The organism is Variovorax sp. Root318D1 (genome assembly GCF_001424835.1).
Classification (GTDB): domain Bacteria; phylum Pseudomonadota; class Gammaproteobacteria; order Burkholderiales; family Burkholderiaceae_C; genus Variovorax.
In genome coordinates, this window is the sequence record NZ_LMCQ01000001.1 from 97352 (window position 1) to 122340 (window position 24989).

At 67.0% G+C, this 24989-nt stretch carries 24 protein-coding genes; 12 read left to right on the plus strand and 12 right to left on the minus strand.

Features of this window, described 5'->3' with window-relative positions; all coding sequences use genetic code 11:
• The first annotated feature begins 12 nt into the window (after window positions 1-12).
• Together ASC78_RS00400 and ASC78_RS00405 are read left to right on the plus strand one after the other, a co-directional pair.
• The gene (locus ASC78_RS00400) at window positions 13-723 is read left to right on the plus strand and encodes a ribonuclease activity regulator RraA (protein WP_055795073.1); all 711 of its coding nucleotides are present in this window, start codon (window positions 13-15) and stop codon (window positions 721-723) included.
• A gap of 42 nt (window positions 724-765) precedes the next feature.
• Entirely contained in the window at window positions 766-1761 is a 996-nt protein-coding gene (locus ASC78_RS00405) for a Bug family tripartite tricarboxylate transporter substrate binding protein (protein WP_055795075.1), read from the plus strand.
• An 18-nt stretch (window positions 1762-1779) separates the two neighbouring features.
• Here the strand turns inward: ASC78_RS00405 and ASC78_RS00410 are convergent, their stop codons facing one another.
• Window positions 1780-2661: a LysR family transcriptional regulator gene (locus ASC78_RS00410; protein WP_055795077.1), complete on the minus strand. Its 882-nt coding sequence runs from the start codon at window positions 2659-2661 to the stop codon at window positions 1780-1782.
• A gap of 102 nt (window positions 2662-2763) precedes the next feature.
• On the opposite strand from ASC78_RS00410, the gene ASC78_RS00415 reads away from it, so the two are divergent.
• Together ASC78_RS00415 and ASC78_RS00420 are read left to right on the plus strand one after the other, a co-directional pair.
• Window positions 2764-3699 carry an NADP-dependent oxidoreductase gene (locus ASC78_RS00415; RefSeq protein WP_157634334.1) on the plus strand — a complete coding sequence of 312 codons (936 nt, stop codon included), beginning with the start codon at window positions 2764-2766 and terminating at the stop codon, window positions 3697-3699.
• A gap of 50 nt (window positions 3700-3749) precedes the next feature.
• On the plus strand, window positions 3750-4619 hold the full coding sequence (locus tag ASC78_RS00420; RefSeq protein ID WP_055795081.1) for an SDR family oxidoreductase: 870 nt from the start codon (window positions 3750-3752) through the stop codon (window positions 4617-4619).
• Between the two features lie 40 nt (window positions 4620-4659).
• Here the strand turns inward: ASC78_RS00420 and lspA are convergent, their stop codons facing one another.
• The gene (gene lspA / locus ASC78_RS00425) at window positions 4660-4890 is read right to left on the minus strand and encodes a signal peptidase II (protein WP_235504932.1); all 231 of its coding nucleotides are present in this window, start codon (window positions 4888-4890) and stop codon (window positions 4660-4662) included.
• Between the two features lie 176 nt (window positions 4891-5066).
• Here lspA and ASC78_RS00430 point away from each other — a divergent pair, with 176 nt between their 5' ends.
• From ASC78_RS00430 to ASC78_RS00445, 4 genes are all read left to right on the plus strand, one after another.
• Window positions 5067-5993: a LysR substrate-binding domain-containing protein gene (locus ASC78_RS00430; RefSeq protein WP_055795867.1), complete on the plus strand. Its 927-nt coding sequence runs from the start codon at window positions 5067-5069 to the stop codon at window positions 5991-5993.
• Between the two features lie 77 nt (window positions 5994-6070).
• Window positions 6071-7495, plus strand: coding sequence for an FAD-dependent tricarballylate dehydrogenase TcuA (gene tcuA, locus ASC78_RS00435; RefSeq protein WP_055795083.1), 1425 nt, complete (start codon window positions 6071-6073; stop codon window positions 7493-7495).
• On the plus strand, window positions 7482-8666 hold the full coding sequence (tcuB, locus tag ASC78_RS00440; RefSeq protein WP_055795084.1) for a tricarballylate utilization 4Fe-4S protein TcuB: 1185 nt from the start codon (window positions 7482-7484) through the stop codon (window positions 8664-8666). Before tcuA ends, tcuB begins: the two co-directional genes overlap by 14 nt.
• Window positions 8667-8710: 44 nt before the next feature.
• Window positions 8711-9685 carry a Bug family tripartite tricarboxylate transporter substrate binding protein gene (locus ASC78_RS00445; RefSeq protein ID WP_055795085.1) on the plus strand — a complete coding sequence of 325 codons (975 nt, stop codon included), beginning with the start codon at window positions 8711-8713 and terminating at the stop codon, window positions 9683-9685.
• A gap of 30 nt (window positions 9686-9715) precedes the next feature.
• Here ASC78_RS00445 and ASC78_RS28210 read toward each other — a convergent pair whose 3' ends face one another.
• Both ASC78_RS28210 and ASC78_RS00450 read right to left on the minus strand, forming a co-directional pair.
• A complete protein-coding gene (locus ASC78_RS28210) occupies window positions 9716-9850 on the minus strand; it encodes a hypothetical protein (protein WP_268810377.1) in 135 nt (44 codons plus the stop codon).
• Between the two features lie 180 nt (window positions 9851-10030).
• Window positions 10031-10579 carry a MarR family winged helix-turn-helix transcriptional regulator gene (locus ASC78_RS00450; RefSeq protein ID WP_055795087.1) on the minus strand — a complete coding sequence of 183 codons (549 nt, stop codon included), beginning with the start codon at window positions 10577-10579 and terminating at the stop codon, window positions 10031-10033.
• A 110-nt stretch (window positions 10580-10689) separates the two neighbouring features.
• On the opposite strand from ASC78_RS00450, the gene ASC78_RS00455 reads away from it, so the two are divergent.
• Both ASC78_RS00455 and ASC78_RS00460 read left to right on the plus strand, forming a co-directional pair.
• Window positions 10690-11490 carry an SDR family NAD(P)-dependent oxidoreductase gene (locus ASC78_RS00455; protein WP_055795089.1) on the plus strand — a complete coding sequence of 267 codons (801 nt, stop codon included), beginning with the start codon at window positions 10690-10692 and terminating at the stop codon, window positions 11488-11490.
• Between the two features lie 65 nt (window positions 11491-11555).
• Entirely contained in the window at window positions 11556-12632 is a 1077-nt protein-coding gene (locus ASC78_RS00460) for an alkene reductase (RefSeq protein WP_055795091.1), read from the plus strand.
• Between the two features lie 24 nt (window positions 12633-12656).
• On the opposite strand, the gene ASC78_RS00465 is transcribed toward ASC78_RS00460, so the two are convergent.
• The 8 genes from ASC78_RS00465 to ASC78_RS00500 all read right to left on the minus strand — a co-directional run bounded on the left by ASC78_RS00465 (window position 12657) and on the right by ASC78_RS00500 (window position 22613).
• Window positions 12657-14135: an NAD-dependent succinate-semialdehyde dehydrogenase gene (locus tag ASC78_RS00465; protein WP_055795093.1), complete on the minus strand. Its 1479-nt coding sequence runs from the start codon at window positions 14133-14135 to the stop codon at window positions 12657-12659.
• A 139-nt stretch (window positions 14136-14274) separates the two neighbouring features.
• The gene (locus ASC78_RS00470) at window positions 14275-15360 is read right to left on the minus strand and encodes a tartrate dehydrogenase (protein ID WP_055795095.1); all 1086 of its coding nucleotides are present in this window, start codon (window positions 15358-15360) and stop codon (window positions 14275-14277) included.
• A complete protein-coding gene (locus ASC78_RS00475) occupies window positions 15357-17006 on the minus strand; it encodes an ABC transporter ATP-binding protein (protein ID WP_055795098.1) in 1650 nt (549 codons plus the stop codon). Before ASC78_RS00475 ends, ASC78_RS00470 begins: the two co-directional genes overlap by 4 nt.
• On the minus strand, window positions 17006-17911 hold the full coding sequence (locus ASC78_RS00480) for an ABC transporter permease (RefSeq protein ID WP_055795100.1): 906 nt from the start codon (window positions 17909-17911) through the stop codon (window positions 17006-17008). The genes ASC78_RS00475 and ASC78_RS00480 overlap by 1 nt, the downstream gene beginning before the upstream one ends.
• A 10-nt stretch (window positions 17912-17921) precedes the next feature.
• The gene (locus tag ASC78_RS00485; RefSeq protein ID WP_055795868.1) at window positions 17922-18878 is read right to left on the minus strand and encodes an ABC transporter permease; all 957 of its coding nucleotides are present in this window, start codon (window positions 18876-18878) and stop codon (window positions 17922-17924) included.
• A 40-nt stretch (window positions 18879-18918) separates the two neighbouring features.
• On the minus strand, window positions 18919-20541 hold the full coding sequence (locus ASC78_RS00490; RefSeq protein WP_055795102.1) for an ABC transporter substrate-binding protein: 1623 nt from the start codon (window positions 20539-20541) through the stop codon (window positions 18919-18921).
• A gap of 82 nt (window positions 20542-20623) precedes the next feature.
• Window positions 20624-21916, minus strand: a complete 1293-nt coding sequence (locus tag ASC78_RS00495; RefSeq protein WP_055795104.1) for an NAD(P)/FAD-dependent oxidoreductase — start codon at window positions 21914-21916, stop codon at window positions 20624-20626.
• Between the two features lie 31 nt (window positions 21917-21947).
• Complete coding sequence (locus ASC78_RS00500) at window positions 21948-22613, minus strand: haloacid dehalogenase type II (protein ID WP_055795106.1); 666 nt, start codon at window positions 22611-22613, stop codon at window positions 21948-21950.
• Between the two features lie 503 nt (window positions 22614-23116).
• Between ASC78_RS00500 and ASC78_RS00505 the strand changes: the two genes are divergently transcribed.
• Together ASC78_RS00505 and ASC78_RS00510 are read left to right on the plus strand one after the other, a co-directional pair.
• Window positions 23117-23995 (plus strand): GNAT family N-acetyltransferase, encoded by an 879-nt coding sequence (locus ASC78_RS00505; protein ID WP_055795108.1) that lies wholly within the window; start codon window positions 23117-23119, stop codon window positions 23993-23995.
• Between the two features lie 10 nt (window positions 23996-24005).
• Window positions 24006-24944 carry a 2-hydroxyacid dehydrogenase gene (locus ASC78_RS00510; RefSeq protein WP_055795110.1) on the plus strand — a complete coding sequence of 313 codons (939 nt, stop codon included), beginning with the start codon at window positions 24006-24008 and terminating at the stop codon, window positions 24942-24944.
• Window positions 24945-24989: the final 45 nt, after the last annotated feature.

Consider the following 24989-nt stretch of genomic DNA (forward strand, 5'->3'; position numbering starts at 1 on the left):
ACGGAGACCCACTTGAATCCCCAGACCCGCGAGAAGCTGATGAAGGTCAGCACCGCCACGTTGTGCACTGCGTTGTTCAAGCGCGGCCTGCGCAACCAGTTCATCCAGAACGTGCATCCACTCAACCCGGCGCTGCCCAACATGGTTGGCGAAGCCTTCACGCTGCGCTACATGCCCGCGCGCGAAGACCTGAACCCGATCACCGTGTTCAACGACCGCAGCCATCCGCAGCGCCAGGCCGTGGAGCAATGCCCCGTGGGCGCGGTGCTGCTGATGGACAGCCGCAAAGACGCGCGCGCCGCATCGGCCGGCGGCATTCTGGTGAGCCGGCTCATGAAGCGCGGCGTGGCCGGCGTGGTCACGGACGGCGGCTTTCGCGACAGCCCCGACATCGCCAAGCTCGGCTTCCCCGCGTACCACCAGCGCCCGAGCGCGCCGACCAACCTGACCTTGCACCAGGCCATCGACATCAACGTGCCCATCGGCTGCGGTGACGTGGCCGTGTGGCCCGGCGACGCGGTGGTGGGCGATGGCGAAGGCGTCATCGTCATTCCGGCCGACATTGCCGACGAGGTTGCGGCCGAGGCCACCGAGATGACCGTGTTCGAAGACTTCGTGCAAGAGAAGGTGCTCGAAGGCCGCTCCATCCTCGGCCTCTATCCGCCGACCGAAGAGCAGAGCCGCACCGAGTTCGCCGCCTGGCGACAGACGCACGGTCGTTGACGGCCCGTCTTTTCAACACACATCGACAAAGAGAGACAAACCATGCCCTTCATCCAGCGCGCCGCGCGACTGCTGTTCGCCGCATCCGCTTCCGTTTTCGCACTTGCGCCGGCCGCGGCGCTGGCGCAGGCCGAATGGCCCGCCGCCAAAACCATCACCTACGTCGTGCCCTTCACGGCCGGCGGCTCGACCGACATCGTCGGCCGCATCCTCGCCAACAAGCTGCAGGAGAGCCTGCACCAGTCGGTGGTGGTGGACAACAAGCCCGGACAGGCCGGCGGCATCGGCGCCGCCTACGTGGCCAAGGCGGCGCCCGACGGCTACACACTGTTCGGCGGCACCATCAGCACGCACGCCATCAACGCCAGCCTCTACAAGAAGCTGCCCTACGACCCGATGAAGGACTTCGAGCCCGTGTCGCTGGTCGGGCGGCTGCCCAACGTGCTGATCGTCAACAGCCAGCTCGGTGTGAACTCGGTGGCCGAGCTGATCGCGCTGCTCAAGAAGGACGAATCCAAGCGCACCTTCGCTTCTTCTGGCGCCGGCACCTCGACGCACCTGGCGGGCGAGATGTTCGCCGACATGATCGGCGTGAAGCTCACGCACGTGCCGTACAAGGGCACGCCGCCCGCCATGACCGACGTGGCGTCGGGGCTGGTGCCCTTCATGTTCGACCAGGTGACCGCCGCGCTGCCGCTGGTCAAGAGCGGCAAGCTGAAGCTGCTGGCCGTGACCACCGGCAAGCGCATTGCGCTGGTGCCCGAGCTGCCGACCATGATCGAGTCCGGCGTGCCCGGCTTCGAGATGTCGTCGTGGCAGGCCGTCTATGCGCCCAAGGGCACACCCAAGCCCATCATCCAGCGCCTGAATGCCGAAATCGTGAAGGCGCTCAAGCAGCCCGACGTGCAGGCCAAGCTGTCCGGCCAGCTGGCGATGGACATCGCCGCCAGCACGCCGGAGGAACTGCGCGAGCACATGGCGCGCGAGATTCCGCGCTGGGCCGAGCTGGTGAAGAAGTCGGGCGCAACCGCGGATTGACGAGGCGTTGCCGGTCTTCTAACCGTTCAGTACGAGAGAGCCCTGCGGATACTGCGCGCACATGAATTCCACGAACGCCCGGACCTTCGGCGCGGGAAGCCGCCGCGAGGTATGCAGCACCCAAAGCGCGGGCTCCACGCCCGACACCACACCCCACTGAACCAGCTCTCCGCGCGTCAGCTGGTTCCACGCGATGGACTGCGGTATCAGCGCAGCGCCGGCGCCAGCGACCGCAGCGTCGCGAATCATCAGGAACGAGGAAAGCCTGAGCCGAGGCATCGGCTCCACGACAAGGCGTCCGTCGTCGAGTGTCCAATTCCCGGCTTGGAAGTTTGTTGAGACGATGCCGGGAACCGGGCTGACCTTGCCCTTGCCTGGCTTTGGCACAGGCACGGAGGGCGCCGCCACGACCACCAGCCGGTCCTTGGCGAAGCACCGGCCCACCAGGCTGCTGTCCGGAGCTGGATTGATCCGGATCGCGGCATCGAACTGCTCCTCGACCAGGTCGACCATGCGATCGTCCGCCACCACCTCGCACGTGACCTCCGGGTAAGCCGCGCAAAACCCGGCGCAGATGCGCCCCATCGCCAGCTGGGAGAACAGCACCGGCGAGGCGATGCGCAAGCGCCCGCGCGGCACCGACAAGCCTTCACGCGCGGAAGTCATCGCATCAGCCACCTCGTGCATCGGCCCTTCGGTGCGATCCATCAGCATCTGGCCGGCTTCCGTGAGCTTGAGCCCGCGGGCGCTGCGCTCGATGAGCCGCACGCCGAGCTGCTCTTCCAGGTCCGCGATGCGCCGAGAGAGGGTCGCCTTCGATCTCCCGCTCGCGCGGCTTGCCTTTCCGAGGCCTCCATTCGCTGCGACCAGTGCGAAGTCGTTCAAAGCGTTCAGGTCCATGTGTTCCGAATTTGAGACGAGGTGTCTTCATTTTTGCATCTTCGTTTTACTGATGCAACGACCTATCTTCTCCTCATCGCAACTTAGATGAGAGGAAATGACATGACCACCACGCAACGTGCCGTGCTGATCCGCGCCTATGGCGGTGTGGCCGCCGCCGAGTTCGCCGAGATCGCGAGGCCCGCAGCCGGACCGGGCCAGGTCCTGGTCCGCGTTCGAGCCGCCGGTGTGAACGGCATCGACTGGAAAGTTCGTGAAGGCTTCGTCCGGGAGGCTTTCCCGCTTCAACTGCCCGCCGTGCTGGGTATCGAGCTTGCGGGTGTCGTCGAGGCGGCTGGCCCCGGCGCCTCGCGCTTTCGCGTGGGCGATCGCGTCATGGGTCCGCTGGGCGGCCTGGGCGCCTATGCCGATTTCGTGACTGTCGACGAAGCGAATCTGGTGCGCACGCCGCACGGCCTGGACGACGTCCAGGCGGCCGGCATCCCCGTGGCGGCCGTGGCAGGATGGCACAGCCTGCACCACGCGGGCCCGATCGCCGCAGGCCAGCGAATCCTGATCCACGGCGCAGCGGGAGGGCTGGGCGGCTATGGGCTGCAGTACGCCAAGCGGGCCGGCGCCGAAGTCTTCGCCACCGCGTCGACCGCGCACGTCGAGTACGTTCGCAGCCTGGGCGCGGACCACGTCATCGACTACCAGACCCAACGCTTCGAATCGGTCGCGCGGGACATCGACCTGGTGCTCGACTACGTGGGCGGCGAAGTGCTCGATCGCTCGTGGCAGGTGCTGACGAAGGACGGTGCGATCGTCGGCACGTCCTCGCCCGACATCCTGGCCCGCACGCCCCCCGGCCGCCGCGGACTGTGGTTCATGAACAAGCCGGACGCAGCCCTCTTGGAACGGCTGGCGGCGGAGATCGCGCAAGGCACGCTGATCTCGAAGCTCGGCGAAGTCGTGGGCTTCGGCGACATCCCCGCGGCCATCGAACGTAATCGCACCGACCCTCGCATCGGCAAGGTCGTCGCGGACTTCTCGCGCTGATCGACCCCTTACCCCCTTTTTTTGCCCACCTCTAACCCTGGAGATTTTCCATGAGCATTCTCGTCACAGGTGCCACCGGCACCATCGGTTCCCTCGTCGTCCAAGGCCTGGCCACTGCCGGCGCCGAAGTCAGCGCCTTCGTTCGCACAGCTGGCAAGCAAAGCTTCCCGGCGGGCGTCAAGGAGGTCGTCGGCGACCTGACCGACGTGCCCTCATTGCGCGCGGCACTGTCGTCGGTGCGCACGCTGTTCCTGCTCAACGCCGTCACGCCCGACGAAGTGACCCAGGCCCTTGTCGCGCTGAACCTGGCGCGCGAGGCTGGCATCGAGCGCATCGTCTACCTGTCGGTCATCCATGCGGACAAGTTCACCGACGTGCCGCACTTCACCGGCAAGCACACGGTCGAGCGAATGATCGAGAGTCTCGACATTTCGGCGACCATCCTTCGGCCGGCCTACTTCATGCAGAACGAGCGCATGGTCCAGCAGGTGATCCAGGGCTACGGCGTCTACCCGATGCCGATCGGTTCGGCCGGCGTCGCAATGATCGATGCGCGAGACATCGCGGACACCGCCGTCGCCGAACTGCTGCGCCGCGACCGCGCGCCCGCGCCGTCACCGCGCGTGACGCTGGAACTGGTGGGGCCCGAGCTGTTGACCGGAGAGTCGGTGGCCAGGATCTGGAGTGCCGCACTCGGTCGCGACGTGCCATACGGCGGAGATGATGTGGCGGCCTTCGAAACGCAGATGGCCGCGCAGGGGCCATCCTGGCTGGCCTACGACATGCGCCTGATGATGGCCGGCATCCAGAAGTTCGGCATGCACGGAGCGGAGGGCGCGGCGGAGCGCTTGCAGGACGTGCTCGGGCGTCCTCTGCGTACATACGGCGACTTCGTCAAGGAGGCCGTTGCCGCGTCGTAGGACGCGCGGTTCAATGCGGGTTCGTGCAGGCAACAGGTATTCAAGCGGCGGCTCGCGACCGCTTGATTTCAGCCACGACCAGAAGCGCCGCGCCCGCGGTGATGGCGCAATCGGCCACGTTGAAGATGGCAAAGTGGTAGGCCTCGCGCCAGTGAAGATGGATGAAGTCGACCACATGCCCCTGCCACGAACGGTCGATCGCATTACCCAGCGCCCCGCCGAGCACAAGTGCCAAGGCCGCTCTGAACAGCAGCGTTCCGCTGGGCTGCACCAGCAGTTTTTGTGAAGCTAGGCCTTACCGGCGTCGTGAAGTGCTGCGCCTAAGGCGGTCAAAGGCCTTCTCGAAGTTGTTTTTGGAACCGTCCTTGTTGGGACCGGCCGAGTCCTTCCCCCTTACGATGTAGCCACCTACCTGCGATGGCCGACAGCCGGCTGTGCGCGCAATTTATGGAACTCCGCCAACTCCGGTATTTCGTGAAAGTCTGCGAACTTCGCAGCATGGGTCGCGCCGCCATCGAGCTTGGCGTGGTGACATCCGCGCTGAGCCAGCAGATCAGTCGGCTGGAGAGCGAGCTCAGTACCCGGCTGCTCCAGCGCAGCAGCACCGGCGTCAGCCCCACCGACGCGGGCGTGGCTTTCCTGCAGCAGGCCCAACTCACGCTGCGGCATGCCGACGAGGCCATGCGCGCGGCGCAGCAAGCACGCCTGTCTGGCCATGTGAGCGTGGGCCTGCCACCGACCACGGCCTCAGTGCTCGGCCTGCCGCTGATGCAGGCCATGCGCGCGCGTTACCCGGACGTGCGGCTGCACTTGGTGGAGTCCCTGTCGGGCAACCTTGCCAGCATGCTGCAGGGCCGCCAGCTCGACTTGGCCGTGCTGTTCGAGACCGCCACGGCTCGCCGCTGGAGCATAGAGCCCCTGCTCGACGAGAAACTTTTCGTGCTCGCCGCTGCCTCGCTAGCACAAAGGCCCGCGGGCACGAAGGTGCGGCTGGCTCAGCTCGCCGATGTGCCGTTGATCATGCCGAGCGCTGGACACGGCCTGCGCGCCACGCTCACCGCCGCCTTCGCCCGTGCGCGCATAGTGCCGCGGATCGTGGCCGAGATCGATGGCCTGGCCCTGCTGATGGATGCCGTGCGCGCCGGCCTGGGCGCGACGATCCAGCCCGGGGCTGCCATCGCGCGGCAAGGTCCCCACGGGGTACACAGCAGCCAGATCATCGACGCCCATGTGGGTCGGCGCAGCCTGCTGGTCAGCCTGTCGGACGACGAATTGTCACCGGCTGCGCTGGCCACGCGGGTGGTGATGGCGGACACCGCACGCACGCTGGTGCGCGAGGGCCGCTGGATCGGCGCCAGTCTTCACGAAAACTGAACACCTGTTGCTCGGCATCGCCTTTCGCTGGGAGGGCCGGGTGCCTAAAGTCTCCTGACCCACAAGGAGACAAAGCAATGAGCGATGTGCAGGTTGAGGTTCTGGTCATAGGAGGCGGCAATGCCGCACTCTGCGCCGCGCTGATGGCGCGTGAAGCCGGTGCCAGCGTGCTGCTGCTGGAGGCCGCGCCGAAGGCCTGGCGCGGCGGAAATTCGCAGCACACACGTAACCTGCGCTGCATGCACGACGCGCCGCAGGACGTGCTGGTCGAAGCCTATCCGGAAGAAGAGTACTGGCAGGACCTGCTGAAGGTGACCGGTGGCCTGACTGATGAACACCTGGCCCGCTTGGTAATCCGTGCCTCGTCGACCTGCCGCAACTGGATGCGCCGCCACGGCGTGCACTTCCAGCCGCCGCTCTCGGGTGCGCTGCACGTGGCGCGGACCAATGCCTTCTTCATGGGCGGCGGCAAGGCACTGGTAAACGCGTACTACCGCAGCGCCGAAGCGCTCGGCGTGCAGATCCGCTACGACACGCCCGTCGCCTCCGTCGAGCTCGACGGCGACCGCTTCCTGGCTGTGCGCACCGAGGCCGGCGAGCGCATCGAAGCGAAGAGCTGCGTGCTCGCCTCCGGCGGTTTTGAATCGAACCGCGAATGGCTGCGGCAAGCCTGGGGCCAGAACGAGCGCGGCGAGTGGCCCGCCGACAACTTCCTGATCCGCGGCACGCGCTTCAACCAGGGTGTGCTGCTCAAGCAGATGATCGACGCCGGTGCAGAAGCCATCGGCGATCCGTCGCAGGGCCACATGGTGGCCATCGACGCGCGTGCGCCGCTCTACGACGGCGGCATCTGCACCCGCATCGACTGCGTGTCCCTGGGCGTCGTGGTCAACCGGGAGGCGCGACGCTTCTACGACGAGGGCGAGGACTTCTGGCCGAAGCGCTACGCCATCTGGGGACGCCTGGTGGCGCAGCAGCCGGCACAGGTGGCCTATTCCATCATCGACCAGAAGGCGATCGGCCGCTTCATGCCGCCGGTCTTCCCGGGCACCGTCGCCGAGACGCTGCCCGAATTGTCACGCCGGCTCGGTCTGGACGAGGCGACCTTTCTCCGCACCATCGCCGACTACAACGCGGCCTGCCGCGTCGGCCGCTTCGACCACACCGCGCTGGACGACTGCCACACGGAAGGGGTGGCACCCGCCAAATCCCATTGGGCGCGGCCCATCGACACCGCGCCTTTCCACGCCTACCCGCTGCGCCCGGGCATCACCTTCACCTACCTAGGCTTGAAGGTGGACGACAGCGCCGCCGTCCGCTTTGGCGACCGGCCCAGTCCCAATCTCTTCGTCGCCGGCGAAATGATGGCCGGCAACGTGCTCGGCAAGGGCTACACCGCAGGCGTTGGCATGAGCATCGGCACAGCCTTCGGCCGCATCGCCGGCACACGGGCCGCAGCCGCGGCCCTGCAGCAGAAAGAGTCCCACCATGCAATCGCTTGAAGCCCTGGCACGCGAGGCGGTGTCGCTCGCTGACGGGTCGCGCCGCGTGATCCCAATCCTGTCGACTGTGGAGACCGAGGTCGGCCGGCAGATGCAGATCTGCAATGCCTGCCGCTATTGCGAAGGCTTCTGTGCGGTGTTCCCCGCCATGACGCGCAGGCTCGAATTCGGTAAGGCCGACATCCACTTCCTGGCCAACCTCTGCCACAACTGCGGCGCCTGCCTGCATGCCTGCCAGTACGCGCCGCCGCACGAGTTCGCGGTCAACGTGCCGAGGGCCATGGCCGCGGTGCGGGGCAAGACCTACGTGGACTACGCGTGGCCGCCCGTGCTTGGCGTGCTGTACCAGCGCAACGGGCTGACACTGTCTCTCGCGTTGGCGGCGGCGCTCGCGCTGTTCCTGGTGCTCGCTGCGACGTTGAAGGGCAGCCTGTGGGGTGCGGCATCCGGAGACAACTTCTACAGCGTGTTCCCGCACAACCTGCTGGTGAGCATGTTCGCGCCCGTGTTCCTGTTCGCCATGCTGGCGCTTGGCATGGGCGTGCGGCGCTTCTGGCGCGACATAACGCCCGCGACCAGCGGCGCGCCGTTGAATCGGCCCGCGGCGGCCGAAGCCGCCGACGCTGTGCTGCGCCTCAAGTACCTCGATGGTGGCCATGGCGACGGCTGCCACAACGAAGACGACGCCTACACGATGGCACGCCGGCGCTTCCACCATCTCACCTTCTACGGCTTCATGCTGTGCTTTGCCGCCACCAGCGTGGCCACGCTGTATCACTATGTCTTCGGTTGGGCCGCCCCCTACGCCCTGCCCAGCCTGCCGAAACTGCTCGGCGTGGGGGGTGGCATCGCACTGATGGTGGGCACGGCCGGCCTGTGGCGCCTGAACCGCAAGCGCCATCCCTTGCATGGCGATCAGACGCAGAAGCCCATGGACCTCGGTTTCATCGCATTGCTATTCCTCACCAGCGCCAGCGGTTTGGCGCTGTGGCTCGGCCGCGGTACGCCCGCTCTGGCCTTGCTGCTGTGCCTGCACCTGGGGGCGGTGATGGCGCTGTTCGCCACCATGCCCTACGGCAAGTTCGGGCACGGCATCTTCCGCAGCGCCGCGCTGCTGCGCCATGCCGTCGAGAAGCGACTGCCCAACCCCGTCGGCCTCGGCGCGGACTGACGCACCAACAACACCGGCAACAACACAACCCCAAGGAAACTCCGATGAACAAACGACAACTTCTGCATGCCACGGCCGCGGCCGCGGTGCTCTGCATGGCAGCGGCTACGCATGCCCAGGATTTCCCGCCGAAGAAGCCCGTCACCCTGGTGGTGGGCTTTGCCCCGGGCGGCGCGGCAGACGCGGCCGCACGCCTGATCGCCAAGAAGCTTGGCGAGGACGTCGGCCAGACGGTGATCGTCGACAACAAGGCCGGTGCTGGTGGCAACATCGCACATCAGTACGTCGCCCACGGCCCGACCGACGGCTCGATGCTGCTGTTCGGTTCCATTGGCCCGCTGACCATTGCGCCCCATGTGATGAAGGTCGGCTACGACCCGTTCAAGGACCTCGCCGCGGTGTCGGGCGGGGTGAACTTCCCCAACGTGCTAGTGGTCCACAAGGGCCTGGGCGTGAAGGATCTGGCCGAATTCGTGGCTCTTTCGAAGAAGAAGCCGGGCAGCGTCGACTTCGCATCAACCGGTGCCGGCTCGGCGTCCCACTTGGCCGGGGAACTGTTCAACCAGCGCGCCAACATCGACATGGTGCATGTGCCCTACAAAGGCGGCGCTCCGGCACTGCAGGACCTGCTGGGCCAGCGCATCGCCTCGTACTTCTCGGCGCCGCCGACGGCATTGCCCCATGTTGAAGCCGGCAACGTGATCCCGCTGGCCACCACTGGCCTGACGCGGCCGGCCTACATGCCCAACATCCCGACCGTGGCCGAGTCGGGCTATCTGGGCTTCGAGGCACTGAATTGGTACGCCTTCGTTGCTCCCGGCAAGACGTCCGTGGCCATCCTGGAGCGCTGGAACCAGGCCATCGTGAAGGTGCTGGCCGACCCCGGCGTGAAGGAGGCGCTGAACAAGCACGGCTTGACTCCGCAGCCGACCACCCGCGCCCAGCTCACTGATTTCATGAAGAGGGAGGACGCTAAGTGGAGCGCTATCGTGCGCGAACGGAAGATCACCGCAAACTAGATCTTGGGTGGTGAGGCGCGAAGCGCGGCCTCAGGGAGCCCCTGCGATCGCGAGCCACGCGCTGGCGACCAGCGTCTCACCCGCCGCAGCCAGCAGCCCACCGACCAGCCACTTCAGGGTGCGCGGATTCAGCTTATTCGGCAGCCGGTGGTGTACGCGTGTCACGCCCCAGACCACCGGCATCGCACAGGCGGCGAGCAACGCCGAACGCCACGAGAAGTGTCCCGTCGGCACCACGATGACCAGTCACACCAGCGAGTTCAACGCGAACATCAGGAGCAGCGCGCGGCGTACCAGCTCGCGCTCCGGGCTGGCATCGGAGAGCATCGCTTGCACCGGTGCGGGTCAGTCAGTACACGGGGCGCGGTCTTCTTGCCTGTATGCGGCCAGGAACGCATCGGAAGACACCTGATCGGCCAGAGCTCTCAATTTCGCAGCCGAGTCGGGACCTAGCACGGCCTCCACCCGGTCATTGGCTGCGGCCCAGTGCGCGACGGCCTTTGACATCTTGGCTTTGCCCCGCGGGGTGAGAACTCCGTGCTTGGTCCGCCGGTCCTTGGCGTCGAGGCGCAGCTCGACCATGCCATCGCGCACCAATGGGCGAAGCGCATGGGTGAGGGCAGAGAGCTGGATCGCGAGCCGGCCTGCCAGGTCCTGCAGCGTGGGTCCTTGCTGATCAGGACCCATGAGCTTGTGTATTTCTGCCATGAGCCCGAGCTGCGTGGCCTTGAGGTCCAGCGGCGCCAGCGCTTCGTCGTACAGCTGCCCGAGCCGGCGTGCGGCGAGGCGCAGGGCCGTGTTCGTGCAGACCCGTCCGCCCAGGATGTCCTGCTCATGTTCCCCGGGCTTGTTCCGGGTGCGTTTGGCGTCGACAGGCGTGGTGGTGATTCCCATGATCAGAAAATGGTTGAGTGCCGAACCATCGGCAGGCGGCTGCGGTTCAAACCTACATTTGAGCCCTCAACTTGTTTAGTTGAGCACTCAATTTTATTCGAAAGCCTTCAATGACAACTCCCAACTCCAAGAAAGTCGCCCTTGTCACGGGGGCTTCCTCCGGCATCGGCGCCGTGTATGCGGATCGCCTGGCGGCGCGCGGATACGACCTGATTCTGGTCGCTCGGCGAGCCGACCGCCTCGAAGCCCTGTGCGCGCAGGTTTCGAAGGCGCACGGTATCAAAGCCGAAGCGATCGTGGCGGATTTGACCCAGGACGAAGACTTGGCACGGATCGAGGCGATCCTGTCCACCAACGCCGACCTGCGCGTGCTGGTGAACAACGCCGGCATTGCGCGGCTCGGACCGGTGGCCCAGCGATCCGCGGGCGATGCGCTGTCCCAGATCGCCCTCAACATCACAGCGTTGACGCGCCTGAGCCAAGCGGTCGTGCCGGCCTTCATCGCGCGAAAAGAGGGGGTGATCATCAACATCGCGTCCGTGCTGGCTATCCATTCGCTGCCCATCAGCGCCGTCTACAGCGGCACCAAGGCCTTCGTGCTGCAGTACAGCCGGGGTCTGCAGGAAGAGCTGGCCGGCACCGGCGTGAAGGTCCAACTGGTCCTGCCGGCATCGACTGCCACCGAGATCTGGGATCTGTCGGGCGTGCCATTGGCGGCCCTCAACAAGGACGCCTTGATGACGACCGAGCACATGGTCGATGCGGCGCTTGCGGGATGGGACCAGGGCGAAACGATCACGTGGCCATCTGTCGCCGATGCAGCGCTGTGGGGAAAGTACGAGGCAGCCCGCTCCGAACTGTTCGCTGCCACCCAGGTCGGAACGCCGGCCCCGCGCTACCTCATGGGCTGAGCCTGCCAGTCCACGGCGCTCTGTTTTTTTCTCTTTCCTCTTTCCAATTCCTTCAGGACGAATCCATGCTTTTCGACGCCTTCTCCCTGCGCGCCATTCCGCTCAAGAACCGTGCCGTGATGTCGCCGCTCACCCGCAGCCGTGCGGTGGACAACAACACGCCCAACAGCCTGATGGCCACCTACTACGCGCAGCGCGCGAGCGCCGGTCTCATCATCACGGAAGGCACCTCGCCGTCGCCCAACGGCCTGGGCTACGCCCGCATCCCCGGGCTGTTCAATGACGCGCAGGTGCAAGGCTGGAAGCTGGTGACCGACGCAGTGCATGCCAAGGGCGGCAAGATCGTGGTTCAACTCATGCACACCGGCCGCGTGAGTCACCAGGCCAACCTGCCGGCCGGCGCCGAGGTGCTCAGCGCTTCAGCGGAAACTTCCCCGGGCCAGATGTGGACGGACACCCAAGGCAGCCAGCCGCATACGCCGCCGCGCGCCATGACCGAGGCCGACATCCAGACCGCGGTCGGCGAGTACGCGACGGCCGCGCGTCTTGCCATCGAAGCCGGCTTCGACGGCATCGAGCTGCACGCGGCCAACGGCTACCTGCTCGAGCAATTCCTGAACGCCAACATCAACCGCCGCACCGATGGCTACGGCGGCACGGGGGAAGGGCGCAACCGGCTGGTGCTCGAGGTCGCCCGTGCGGCGGCGAAGGAGATCGGCGCCGACCGCGTGGGCATCCGCCTGTCGCCGCACGGCGTGTTCAACGGCGCCGGCGCCTTTGAAGGTGTGGACGAACAGTACCTCACGCTGGTGAAGGAGCTCTCCGCGCTCGGCCTCATGTACGTTCACGTACTGGACCATTCAGCAATCGGGGCCCCACCGGTCCCGGCGAAGCTGAAGGTCGACCTGAAGGCGGCGTTCGACGGCCCCTTCATCCTCGCCGGCGGCCTCGACAAGGCCAGCGCACAACTGGCGCTGCGCGAAGGCCGCGCGGACCTGGCGGCCATGGGCAGGGCTTTCCTCGCCAACCCCGACCTGGTGGACCGCATGCGTCAGGACGCGCCGTTGAACGCGCCTGCTCCGGACACGTTCTACACGCCCGGTGCCAAGGGCTACACGGACTATCCGGCGCTTGCCGGCTAAGCGACGAAGCGCCCCCGAGGAGGCTCAGAGCCCGCCCTGGCAGAGGTACTTGGTGTGCATGTAGTCGTCCAGCCCATGCACCGAGCCTTCGCGGCCGTAGCCTGATTCCTTCACACCGCCGAAGGGAGCGGCCTCGGCGGCCAGCGCGCCTTCATTGATGCCGACGATGCCCGATTCGAGCGCCTCTGCCACGCGCCAGATGCGTCGCACGTCGGTCGAATAGAAGTAGGCGGCCAGGCCGAAGGGCGTGTCGTTGGCAGCCGCGATCACCTCGGCCTCGGTGTCGAAGCGCGTGACCGGCACCACGGGTCCGAAAGTTTCTTCGCAGCTGCACTCCATGGTCGGGTCTGCATTCACCAGCACGGTGGGTGCGTAGTAGTTGGGGCCGTCGCAGCGCGCGGAGCGCAGCCGCTCGCCGCCGACCACGACGCGTGCGCCGCGGGCCACCGCGTCGCGCACGTGGCGTTCGATCTTCTCGACCGCGCGCGCATTGATCATCGGGCCGATCTGCGAATCCGGTTCGGTGGCAGGGCCGACCTTGAGCGCGCCGACCCGGGCCGCGAGCTTGTCGACGAAGGCGTCGTGCACCTTGGCCTGCACGAACACGCGATTCGGGCACACGCAGGTCTGGCCGCCGTTGCGGAACTTGGCGGCCATGAGGCCTTCGACCGCGGCATCGACGTCGGCATCTTCGAACACGATGAAGGGCGCATTGCCGCCCAGCTCGAGCGACAGTTTCTTGAGCGTGTCGGCCGAGGCGCGCGCCAGGTGCTTGCCCACCGGCGTGGAGCCGGTGAAGCTGATCTTGCGCACCCGCGCATCGGCCAGCCACACGTCGACCACCTCGGGCGTGCGCTCGCGCGAAGCGGTCACGATGTTGAGCACGCCCGGCGGCACGCCGGCTTCCTCGGCCAGCTTCACGAGGGCGAGCGAAGTCAGCGGCGTGTCCTCGGCCGGCTTGCACACCACGGTGCAGCCCGCGGCGAGCGCGGGCGCGATCTTGCGCGCGATCATCGCGGCGGGAAAGTTCCATGGCGTGATCGCGGCAACCACGCCGACCGGCTCCTTCAGCGCGAGCATGCGGCGGCCCGTGACCGGCGCGGGAATCACGTCGCCATTGGCGCGTGTGGCTTCTTCGCCGAACCACTCGACGTAGCTGGCCGCATAGGCCACTTCGCCGCGGCCCTCGGCCAGCGGTTTGCCTTGTTCGCGCGAGATGAGGCGGCCCAGGTCTTCCTGATGCGCCAGCATGAGGTCGTTCCAGCGCTTGAGAATCTGCGCGCGCTGCTTGGCCGGCACGGCGCGCCAGGCGGGAAAGGCGGCATGAGCGGCAGCGACCGCGGCGCGCGCGTCGGCGGCCGTGCCGTCTGGCACGGTTGCGAAGACGGTATCGGTGGCGGGGTCGGTCACGTCGAGGCGGCGGCCATCGCTGGCATCGCGCCATTCGGCGCCGATGAGTTGGCGGCCGGGCAGCAGGTCCTGGCGTTCAAGTGTCAGAGTCATGGTTGATTCAGGGTTCGTTGAGTTTGGCAAGGAGGTCCCTTCCAGGAACACCGCGGAACCGGCTTTGCCGGGCCGCTGGTGTTGCCCCCGGAGAGGGGGGTGGCGTAGCGACACGAAGTGCGCGAAGCCTGGGGGTGAGTCAATTCGCGACGCGTTCGGCAATCGCCATGCCTAGTTCTGTGGTCGAGGCCGTGCCGCCCAGGTCGCGCGTGTGCGGCCCGTCACGCAGCACCGCCTCGATCGCGGCCAAGATGGCGTCGTGCGCCGCGCGGCCCGCGCCCTGTCCCTGCGTAAGAAAGTCCAGCATCAGCGCGCCCGACCAGATCATCGCGATCGGGTTGGCAATGTTCTGGCCGTAGATGTCCGGCGCCGAGCCGTGCACCGGCTCGAAGAGCGACGGAAACTTGCGGTCGGGGTTCAGGTTGGCCGAAGGCGCCAAGCCGATGGTGCCGGTGGTGGCCGGCCCCAGGTCGGAGAGGATGTCGCCGAACAGATTGCTCGCCACCACCACGTCGAAGCGCGTGGGCTGCAGCACGAAGCGCGCCGAGAGGATGTCGATGTGCTGCTTGTCGACCTTCACTTCGGGGTAGTCGCGGCCGATGGCATCGGCGCGGCCGTCCCACCACGGCATGCTGATTGCAATGCCGTTGCTCTTGGTGGCCACCGTGAGGTGCTTGCGCGCGCGGCTGTTCGCCAGCTCGTAGGCGTAGCGCAGCACGCGGTCGGTGCCGTGGCGCGAGAAGACCGACTCCTGGATCACGATCTCGCGCTCGGTGCCTTCGTACATCACGCCGCCGAGCGAGGTGTATTCGCCCTCGGTGTTCTCGCGCACCACGAAGTAGTCGATGTCGCCCGGCTTGCGATTGGCCAACGGGCAGGGCACGCCTTCGAACAGGCGCACCGGACGCAGGTTGATGTACTGGTCGAACTCGCGGCGGAACTTGAGCAGCGATCCCCAGAGCGAGACATGGTCGGGCACCGTCTCGGGCCAGCCGACTGCGCCGAAGTAGAGCGCGTCAACGCCGCGCAGCTGCTCCTTCCAGTCGTCCGGCATCATCCGGCCGTGCTCGGCGTAGTAGTCGCAGCTGGCCCAGTCGATGGTGCGGCAGTCGAGTTCGAAGCCGAAGCGCTCGGCCGCGGCCAGAACCACGCGCAGTCCCTCGGGCATCACTTCCTTGCCGATGCCGTCGCCGGCGATCAGCGCAATGCGGAATGTGGGGATCATGCGTGTATCTCCCTGGTTGTGTGGGCTGCTGTCGCGGCCGCGTGGTCCATGTCGTCGAGCCAGCCGCGGCGCAGCTCGGGCACCGAACGCGCGAGCAGCTGGTAGTAGGGGTGGTGCGGCCCGCGGTCGTAGTCGGCGCGTGCCACCTGCGAGAGCTTGCGCCCATGCTGCATCACCACGATCTCGTCGCACACCGAGCGCACGGTGTGCAGGTCATGGCTGATGAACAGGTACGACACGCCGAGCTCGCGGCGCAGCTCGGCCATGAGGTCGAGCACCGCCGCGGCCACGACGGTGTCGAGCGCCGAGGTCACCTCGTCGCAGAGGATCAGGTCGGGCTCGGCCGCCAGCGCGCGCGCCAGGTTCACGCGCTGCTTCTGCCCGCCCGAGAGCCCGCCCGGCAGGCGGTCGGCTACCGTGCGCGGCAGCTTCACCAGATCGAGCAGCTCGAAGATGCGCTGCTTGAGCGGCTCGCCGCGCAAGCCCTTGTAGAACTGCAGCGGCCGCGCGAGGATGCGCCAGATGGTTTGCGACGGGTTCAGCGCCGTGTCGGCCATCTGGAACACGATCTGAATGCGGCGCAGCTCTTCGGGGCTGCGCTGCTGCAGCGTAGGCTTGAGCGCGTGCCCGTCGAACATGACGCTGCCGTGGCAAGGCTGGAGCAAGCCCGCGACGGCGCGTGCCAGCGTGGTCTTGCCCGAGCCCGATTCGCCGATCACGCCGATGGCCTGGCCGCGGTAGAGCTTCAGGTTGATGTCTTGGAGGATCAGCTTGGCCGGCTGGCCCTTGGAGTCCACCGCGCCGTAGCCGCATGAAAGTTCTTTCACCTCGAGCAGCAACGCGGAATCGCCGGAGGCCTGGCCCGAGGCGCGCACCGCGGGCCGCGCCGCCGCCAGCAGGCATTTCGTGTAGTCGTGCACCGGGGCAGAGAGGATCTGCTCGGTGGCGTTGAGCTCGCTCATCTTGCCGTTGCGCAGCACCAGGATGTGGTCGGCCATCTGCGCCACCACGGCCAGGTCGTGGCTCACGTACACGGCGGTGGCACGGCGCTCGCGCACCACGCGGCGGAAGGCCCGCAGCACCTCGATCTGCGTGGTCACGTCCAGCGCGGTCGTCGGCTCGTCGAGGATCACGAGGTCCGGGTCGCCGATCAGCGCCATGGCCGCCATGAGCCGCTGCAGCTGGCCGCCGGAGACCTGGTGCGGATAGCGCGAGCCGATGGTTTCCGGATCGGGCAGCGCCAGTTCGCGGAACAGCTGCACCGCCTTCGCCTCGGCCTCGGCCCGCTTGCACAGGCCGTGGATGACGGTCGGCTCGACCACCTGGTCCATGATCGTGCGCGAGGGATTGAAGGAGGCGGCCGCGCTCTGAGCAATGTAGGAGACCGTGCGGCCGCGCAGACTGCGCTGCCGCGCCGCATCGAGTGCCAGCACGTCGGTGTCGCCGATCTGGACCCGGCCGGCCGCGATGCGGCAGCCGTGGCGTGCATAGCCCATCAGCGCCAGCGCGGTGGTGGTCTTGCCGGAACCCGATTCGCCGATCAGCGCCAGCACCTCGCCGGGCTGCACGGAAAAGCTCAAGTCATCGACCAGCGTGCTGTCGCCCGCCACGATGCGAAGACCCTGGACAGTGAGTGGTGCGCCCATCAGCGTGCTCCTCGTTCGCGGGCGGTGCGGCCCGGCAGGTTGTCGATCACAAGGTTGACCGCAATGGTCAGGCTCGCAATGGCGAGCGCCGGCACGATCACCGAGGCGCCGCCCATGGCCAGCGCGCCGATGTTCTCCCGAACCAGCGAGCCCCAGTCGGCCGCCGGCGGCTGGATGCCCAGGCCGAGGAAGCTCAAGCTCGCCAGCAGCAGCACGACGTAGACGAAACGCAAGCCGAGGTCGGCGAGCATCGGGCCCAGGATGTTGGGCAGGATCTCGCGCAGCATGATGTAGAGCGTGCCCTCGCCGCGCGTGCGCGCCACGGTCACGTAGTCGAGCGCGTTGATGTTGACGGCCAGCGAGCGCGCCATGCGGTAGGCGCCGGGTACGTAGATGATGCCCGCCGTGACCACCAGCATCGGCACCGAGGAGCCGAAGCCTGCCACCATGATGAGCGCGAACATCTTGCTCGGGATTGCCGTGAGCGTGTCGAGGCCGCGGCTGAGCACCGCGTCGATCCAGCGGCCGCTGGCGGCGGCCAGCAGCGCCAGCGTGATGCCGGTTCCGCTGGCCAGCAGCGTGGCAAACAACGCTACGCCGATCGTGTAGCGCGCCCCCTCGATGATGAGCGCCAGCATGTCGCGGCCGAGGTAGTCGGTGCCGAGCCAATGCGTCGCGCTGATCGGTGCGAAGACGTTCGATGTGCCCGTGGCGGCCGTGCCGTGCGAGAGCAGCCAGGGGCCGAGCAGCGCGGCGAGCAGCCAGAACAGCAGCACCGCAAGGCCGAGCAGGCCCGATGGACCGAAGCCGGCGAGCCAGCGCAGCGGACCGCCGCGGCGCTCTTGCGGCATTGGCGCGATGGAAGCCGTGGCGCTCACGACCGTGGGGGATGTGGACGTTTCCATGGAGCTTCCTTCAGCGGTGCCGCAGCCGCGGGTTGGCGAGAATGCCGCAGATGTCGGCCGTCGTCACCAGGATCAGGTAGGCGCAGCAAAAGATCATGGCGCAGGTCTGCACCAGCGGCATGTCGCGCTGCGAGACGCCGTCGACCATCAGCTTGGCGATGCCCGGGTAGTTGAAGATGGTCTCGACGATGATCACGCCGCCGAGCAGGTACGACAGGCTCAGCGCCACTGCGTTGGCAATCGGGCCCACCGCATTGGGCAGCGCGTGCGCCAGCACCATGCGCATCGGCGAGGCGCCCTTGAGCCGCACCATCTCGATGTAGGGCGCTTCGAGCTGATCGATCACCGCGGCGCGCGTCATGCGCATCATCTGCGCGATGATCACGCAGCACAGTACCAGCACCGGCATCGCGAAGGCGCGCAGCAGCTGGCCCAGCGACTCGATGTCGTTGACGAACGAGAGCGCCGGCAGCCAGCGCAGCTGGACCGCGAACACCAGCACCGCCAGCGTCGCGACCAGGAACTCCGGCACCGACACCACGCCCACGGCCGTTGTCGAGGCGGCGCGGTCGAACCACGAGCCGCGCCAGACCGCCGAGGCGATGCCGAGCGCCAGCGCGATCGGCACCGAGAACAGCGCCGTGACGGCGGCCAGCAGCAGCGAGTTGGGCAGGCGGCTGGCGATCAGCTCGGCCACCGGCAGCTGCGTCGTCGCGGAGAGGCCGGGGTCGCCCTTCACCATGCCGAACAGCCACTTGGCGTAGCGCTCGGGCGCCGGCACGTCCAGGCCCATCTGCGCGCGCAGCGCGGCCACCGCCTCGGGCGTGGCGTCCTGGCCGAGCTGTTCCTGCGCGGCATCGCCCGGCAGCACCGCGGTGATCGCGAAGACGATCACCGAGACCGTCAGCAGCGACAGAAGCGCCAGCGCGATGCGCTGGACAAGAAGCTTCAGGATGACATGGTTCATTTCGGTGCTCCCAGAGTCGAGACGAGCGGCGGCGGGCGGGTCATGCATCCAGCCATACGTTCTCGGCGAAGTTGTAGCCCATGAGGCCGCCCAGCGGGATGGGCGACAGGCCCTTGAGCTTGGAGGTGTGGCCGTCGATGCTCGAGAGGAACAGCGGGATCCCGATGCCGGCGTCCTGGTGGATCATGGTCTGCATGTCGGCGTACATCTGCTTGCGCTTGGCCAGATCGGTTTCGGCGCGCGAGGCCACAAGCAACTGGTCGAACTTCTCGTTCTTCCAGCGCGACTCGTTCCAGGCCGCACCCGACTGGAAGAACTGCGTCAGGAGCACGTCGGCGCTCGGGCGCGGGTTCACGTTGCCGAATCCGACGTGGCTGTTGAGCCAGTGGTTCGACCAATAGCCGTCGGCGGGCATGCGCTTGATGTCGATCTCCAGCCCCGCGCGCTGCGCCGTCTGCTGCAGCAACAGGGCCATCTCCACCGAGTACAGCGCCGCGGGCGAGGCGACCATCGGCACCTTGCCGGTGATGCCGGACTTCTGCAGGTGGAACTTCGCCTTGTCCAGGTCGAAGGGGCGCTGCGGCAGGCCCTTGAAGTAGAAGCGGTTGGTCGGGTCGATCGGCTGGTCGTTGGCGACCACCGCATAGTCGAGCGCAATGGTCTTCTTCATCTGCTCGCGGTCGAACAGGTGCTTCATGCCGAGCACGAAGTCCGGGTTGGCACCGGGGCCCACGTCCTTGCGCATGATGAGGTCGGAATACTGGCCGGACTGGGTGACGAAGATGCCGAAGCCGGGCGTTCCCTTCACACGCTCCACCGAGCGCGGGTTGACCGAGCCGACCAGGTCCACGCCGCCCGACAGCAGCGCGTTGACGCGCGCGCTCTCGTCGCCGATGCCCACGAACTCGATCTCGTCGAGGTAGGGCTTGCCGGGCTTCCAGTAGGCGTCGTTGCGCACCATCAGCGAGCGCACGCCGGGCTTGAACTCCTTGAGCTTGTAGGGGCCGGTGCCGATGCCAGCGGTGAAGTCGGTCGTGCCTTCCTTGACGATCTGGAAGTGGAAGGTGCCCAGGATCACCGGCAGGTCGGCGTTCGGCGCGCTGAGCACAAAGGTCACTTCGTTGGCCCCGGTGGCCTTGACGCTCTCGATCTGGTCGGCGAGCACCTTGGCCTTGGAGGCGGTGGCCGGGTCTTTGTGGCGCATGACCGAGAACACCACGTCTGCCGGCGTGAGCGCCTTGCCGTCGTGGAAGCTCACGCCCTTGCGCAGGGTGAAGACCCAGGTCTTCGCGTCCTTGGTGGTGAACGATTCGGCCAGCGCGGGCTGTGGCGTCAGGCTGGCGTCCAGCGACGTGAGGCCGTTGTAGATCATGTTGCAGCGCGAGTAGTCGGTCTGGTTCGACTGCTTGGCCGGATCGAGCGTGTCGGTGGCCGCGGCGGTGGCGCCCGCCACCCGGATGCGTCCGCCCTTCTTGGGCGTCTGCGCATGGGCGGACACCGCCATGCCGGCGAGGCTGCCCGCCAGGGTGGCCTGCATGCCGCCGGCCATCAGCATTGCGAGGATGTCACGCCGCGAGGCGCCGCGTTTCAGCGAATCCATTACGCGAAGGCTTTCGCCGGGACCGACGAGGTTTTCGAACCTCTTGTTGCTGCTGTCGCTCATGGTGGGGTACTCCTGTGGGGCCGATGACTGAGGGTTGAAGAACAAACAAACACGGATCGAAAACGGTGGACTCGCGCGGCGCTCAGGCCAGCTTGTCCTTGAGCGAGTAGTAAAGCCCGACCGCCGGAAGGAACCAGGGTGGGCCGAAGTGGCCGGGAATCGCGGGCCATTCGCGGCCTTGCCAGGGGTTGGCGCGGGCGTCGCCGTTCATCACGGCGGCCATGCGCTCGCCCATGTGGACCGACATCTGCGTGCCGTGGCCGCTGTAGCCCATGGCGTAGTAGAGGCCGTTGCGCTCGCCGGCATGGGGGAGGCGGTCTTGCGTCATGTCGACCAGTCCGCCCCAGCAATAGTCCAGCCGCACGTTGCCGAGCTGCGGAAAGGTTTCGGCCAGCCCTGCGCGCAGGATCTCGCCGCTTGCGGCGTCGGCCTGCAGGCTGGACACCGAAAAGCGCGCACGGCCGCCGAACACCAGCCGATGGTCGGGGGTGAGCCGGAAGTAGTGATGGATGTTCGCCACCGTCGTGTAGGTGCGCCGGGCCGCGAGCAGCGCTTGCGCGCGTTCCGCGCCGAGCGGCTCGGTCACGATGATGAAGCTGCCGATGGGCACGATGCGCCGGCGCAGCCATCCGAAGCTGCCGTAGCCGCCATGGCGCGTGGCCCCGGTGGCCAGCAGCACCTGCTCCGCGGCGACGGTGCCGCTGGCGGTGTGCAGCCGGTGCGCATGGCTCTGGCCCACGCGTTCGATGCGGTTGACCATGGTGCCGGTGTGAATCTGCGCGCCGTGGCGCTGCGCGGCTTCGGCCAGCCCCTGGGCGAAGCGGCCCATGTGCATCTGGCCGCTGCGCTTGTAGAGCAGGCCGCCATGAAAACGCTCGCTCTGAACCTCGCTGCGCACCTGCGCCGCATCGAGGATTTCGACGTCGGTGTCCACGCCGTCGCCGGTCAGGCGCCGCGCGCTGTTTTCGAGCGCGGCCATCTGGTTGGGGCGTGTCGCGAGCTTGAGCTTGCCGTGGCGCATGAAGTCGCAGTCGATGGCTTCGTCGCGCACCAGCCGCGCCACGGTGTCCACCGCATCGTCGTAGGCGCGGTACCAGGCCCGGGCCTTCTCGATGCCCACCTTGGCCGCCACCTCTGCGTAATCCACGGCCAGCCCGTTGTTCACGTGGCCGCCATTGCGCCCCGACGCCTCGGCCGCCACGCGCGAGCCGGCCTCCAGCACCGCGACGGTGGCGCCGCGCTTGGCGAGCGCCAGCGCTGCGGAGAGCCCGGTGAAGCCGCCACCCACGATCGCGATGTCGACCTGCGCCGGCAGTGCATGCACTGCCGGCCTGAAGGCTGGCGTGGAATCGGTCCAGTAGGAGTCGAGCTTCATGGCGTGGGGCGTTCGAACGTGCAGAAAAAGATCAGAGTCCGACGACGCCAGGCAGGCCGCCGATGTCCTTGATTTCGGTGTAGCGGTAAGCCGGGTTGCCCGGACCGTGGCCGCGATTGACGAACACCTTGTTGACGATGCCGATGTCGTCCGCCGACATCAGGTCGTAGCGCAGGCTGGACGACACGTGCAGCACGTCTTCCGGGTTGCAGCCCAGCGAGTCGAGCATGTACTCGAAGGCCTGCAGGCGCGGCTTGTAGGCTTGTGCCTGCTGCGCGGTGTAGACGCGGTGGAACGGTGCGCCGAGCATGGCCACGTTCTTCTGGATCTGGTCGTCCGAGGCGTTCGACAGGATGACCAGCGGGATTTCCTTGGCCACCTTGGCCAGGCCTGCCGCCACGTCGTCATGCGGGCTCCAGGTGGGCACTGCGTCGTAGATCTTCTGCGCGTCCAGGTCGAAGTACTGGATCTTCCATTTTTTGCAGAGGCGCCGCACTGCATTCTTCAGCACCACCTCGTAGGGCTTCCAGTCGCCCAGAACCTCGTCGAAGCGATAGGCGGTGAAGTCGGCATGGAACTCGGCCATGCGCTCGGCTGGAACGCGGTCGGCGAAAAGGTCGGCGGCCATCTCCTTCATGCGGAACCGGGTGAGGGTGCCGTAGCAGTCGAAGGTGACGTATTTGGGACGGAAGGTCATGGTCTCAGTTCCTTGGTTGAAGGGTGGTAAATGCGACAAACTCATTACGAAGCGATTGCAGCACGGTGTCGATCGAGGCATGTAGGGAAAAACGGTGCCTGACGAAGTGAAGCTGCGGTTTGCGGGGCCGGCGACGGCATGCCGTGCGGTGTGCCCTGAGTGCGTGCGACCATGCACCTCGATGCGTCGCGGCACGCTCGAAGAGCACGCTTTTGAAGCGCGGATTGGCTTTGAACGCACAGCGCCCCCGGCTCTGGCCGAAGGGTGTTGAACGGATCGAAGACATGCATGGCGGAAGGTCATGGAAAGTGGCCGTCGATCCTAGGCAGGATGCCTCAGCATTTGTGTGCGTATGCGGGCGCGCCGCGGCAGCGAATTGCGAAACCGGGTCGTCCTGCAACCGAAGCTTGCAAGTTGCGAAACAGACCGAATTCACTATGGTGCGACGCCGCGAAGTCGTCCAAGATGGATGCGCCAATCCTTCGCAACAGAGAGTTTTCCCTATGCCCGAACCTATTTCGAACGCACCCGCCGCGGATGGCGTGGTGTTCAGACCGATGACGGCCGCCGATCTTCAGCATGCGCATGCGCTGTCCGCCGAACAGCGTTGGCCGCATCGCCCCGCGGACTGGGAGCAGATGTTCTCGCATGCCGAAGGCATCGCGGCCGAACGCGATGGCGAACTCATCGCGACTGGCCTGCGCTGGCTTTGGGGCAAGAGCCACGCCACCATCGGCCTGGTGATCGTCTCGCCCGCCTGCCAGGGCCGACGCATCGGGCACCGCCTCATGAGCGCGTTGCTCGAGGGGCTGGAAAAGCGCACGGTGCTATTGCACGCCACCGCGGAGGGGCGCGGGCTTTATGAACGGCTGGGTTTCGTGCGCATCGGCGAGATGCGCCAGCACCAGGGCATTGCGCTGCCGGCACCGCTGGTCGCGCTGCAGCCTGGCTGGCGGCTGCGGCCCGCGGGGCTCAACGAACTGCCTGCGTTGCAGGCACTGGATGCGGCGGCACGCGGCATGCCGCGCGACGCGCTCATTGCGGAGCTGCTGCAAAACGCCGATGCCTGCGTGGTGCTCGACCATGACAATGCGCCGAAGGGCTTTGCGATGTTGCGGCGCTTCGGCCGCGGCCATGCCATCGGCCCGGTGGTCGCGCCCGATGCCGAAGGTGCAAAGGCACTGATCGCGCATCTCGCTGGCGCGAACGCCGGCAACTTCACGCGCATCGACATCGACTTCGACAGCGGCCTGGCCGAATGGCTCGAGAGCATCGGCCTGCTGCGCGTGGACGCGCCCACGACGATGGTGCGCGGCGAGCCGCTTGCGGCCCCGGCAGAAGGGCCGTCGCTCTTCGCCATCGTGACGCAGGCCGTGGGCTGAAGGCGGCGCGATGACGAAGACCACCACCTTCCTCTACAAGTCCGATCCCGTTCGCGGCCGCCAATGGGCCGAAGTGTTCGGACGCCATCGGCCCGACATCGACTTTCGCATCTGGCCCGACATCGGCGATGCGGCACAGGTGCGCTTTCTCGCGGCCTGGGAGCCGCCGAAGGACCTGGCCGAGCGCTTTCCGAATCTCGAGGTGCTGTTCTCCTCTGGCGCGGGGGTCGACCAGTTCGACTTTGCAGCGCTGCCCCAAGCATTGCCCGTGGTCCGCATGGTCGAGCCCGGCATCGTGCGCGGCATGGTCGAGTACGTCACGCACGCGGTGCTCGGCCTGCATCGCGACATGCCGCAGTACCGGCGCCAGCAGCAGGAAGGGCAGTGGAAGGCGCTTCCCGTGCGGCCCGCCAGCGAGCGGCGCGTGGGCGTGCTGGGGCTCGGCTCTCTCGGGCAGGCCGTGCTGGCACAACTGGTCTCATTGGGTTTCGACTGTGCGGGCTGGAGCCGCTCGCGGCACGAGGTCGAGGGCGTGCAGTGCCATGCGGGCGCCGACGAGCTGCAAGCCTTTCTTGCGCGCACCGACATCCTCGTGTGCCTGCTGCCGCTCACCGATTCGACGCGCGGCTTTCTCGATGCGAAGCTGTTCGCCATGCTGCCCCAGGGCGCAGGGCTGGTGCACGTCGGCCGCGGGCCGCATCTTGTCGAGCGCGACTTCCTCGATGCATTGGCCAGCGGGCAGATCGGCGATGCCGTGCTCGACGTGACCGATCCCGAACCGCTGCCGCCCACGCATGCTTTCTGGCGTCATCCGCGCATCGAGATCACGCCGCACATCGCGAGCATGACGCAGCCACTGAGCGCCGCAGAAGCCTTGCTCGACAACCTGCGCCGCTTCGAAGCCGGCGAGCCGATGGTCGGGCTTGTGGATCGCACGCGGGGCTACTGAAAAGGCCCGCCGCATGATCTGCTGTGGCGCGGCGCATTACCGCAG

Coding starts and splice junctions, on each gene's coding strand:
- ASC78_RS00495 (WP_055795104.1), bottom strand. CDS start 21,916: ATGAAGCTCGACTCCTACTGGACCGATTCCACGCCAGCCTTCAGGCCG.
- ASC78_RS00505 (WP_055795108.1), top strand. CDS start 23,117: ATGCCCGAACCTATTTCGAACGCACCCGCCGCGGATGGCGTGGTGTTC.
- ASC78_RS00485 (WP_055795868.1), bottom strand. CDS start 18,878: ATGAACCATGTCATCCTGAAGCTTCTTGTCCAGCGCATCGCGCTGGCG.
- ASC78_RS00470 (WP_055795095.1), bottom strand. CDS start 15,360: ATGATCCCCACATTCCGCATTGCGCTGATCGCCGGCGACGGCATCGGC.
- ASC78_RS00410 (WP_055795077.1), bottom strand. CDS start 2,661: ATGGACCTGAACGCTTTGAACGACTTCGCACTGGTCGCAGCGAATGGA.
- tcuA (WP_055795083.1), top strand. CDS start 6,071: ATGAGCGATGTGCAGGTTGAGGTTCTGGTCATAGGAGGCGGCAATGCC.
- ASC78_RS00445 (WP_055795085.1), top strand. CDS start 8,711: ATGAACAAACGACAACTTCTGCATGCCACGGCCGCGGCCGCGGTGCTC.
- ASC78_RS00405 (WP_055795075.1), top strand. CDS start 766: ATGCCCTTCATCCAGCGCGCCGCGCGACTGCTGTTCGCCGCATCCGCT.
- ASC78_RS00510 (WP_055795110.1), top strand. CDS start 24,006: ATGACGAAGACCACCACCTTCCTCTACAAGTCCGATCCCGTTCGCGGC.
- ASC78_RS00415 (WP_157634334.1), top strand. CDS start 2,764: ATGACCACCACGCAACGTGCCGTGCTGATCCGCGCCTATGGCGGTGTG.
- ASC78_RS00500 (WP_055795106.1), bottom strand. CDS start 22,613: ATGACCTTCCGTCCCAAATACGTCACCTTCGACTGCTACGGCACCCTC.
- ASC78_RS00455 (WP_055795089.1), top strand. CDS start 10,690: ATGACAACTCCCAACTCCAAGAAAGTCGCCCTTGTCACGGGGGCTTCC.
- ASC78_RS00420 (WP_055795081.1), top strand. CDS start 3,750: ATGAGCATTCTCGTCACAGGTGCCACCGGCACCATCGGTTCCCTCGTC.
- tcuB (WP_055795084.1), top strand. CDS start 7,482: ATGCAATCGCTTGAAGCCCTGGCACGCGAGGCGGTGTCGCTCGCTGAC.
- ASC78_RS00490 (WP_055795102.1), bottom strand. CDS start 20,541: ATGAGCGACAGCAGCAACAAGAGGTTCGAAAACCTCGTCGGTCCCGGC.
- ASC78_RS00480 (WP_055795100.1), bottom strand. CDS start 17,911: ATGGAAACGTCCACATCCCCCACGGTCGTGAGCGCCACGGCTTCCATC.
- ASC78_RS00475 (WP_055795098.1), bottom strand. CDS start 17,006: ATGGGCGCACCACTCACTGTCCAGGGTCTTCGCATCGTGGCGGGCGAC.
- ASC78_RS00460 (WP_055795091.1), top strand. CDS start 11,556: ATGCTTTTCGACGCCTTCTCCCTGCGCGCCATTCCGCTCAAGAACCGT.
- ASC78_RS00465 (WP_055795093.1), bottom strand. CDS start 14,135: ATGACTCTGACACTTGAACGCCAGGACCTGCTGCCCGGCCGCCAACTC.
- ASC78_RS00450 (WP_055795087.1), bottom strand. CDS start 10,579: ATGGGAATCACCACCACGCCTGTCGACGCCAAACGCACCCGGAACAAG.
- ASC78_RS00430 (WP_055795867.1), top strand. CDS start 5,067: ATGGAACTCCGCCAACTCCGGTATTTCGTGAAAGTCTGCGAACTTCGC.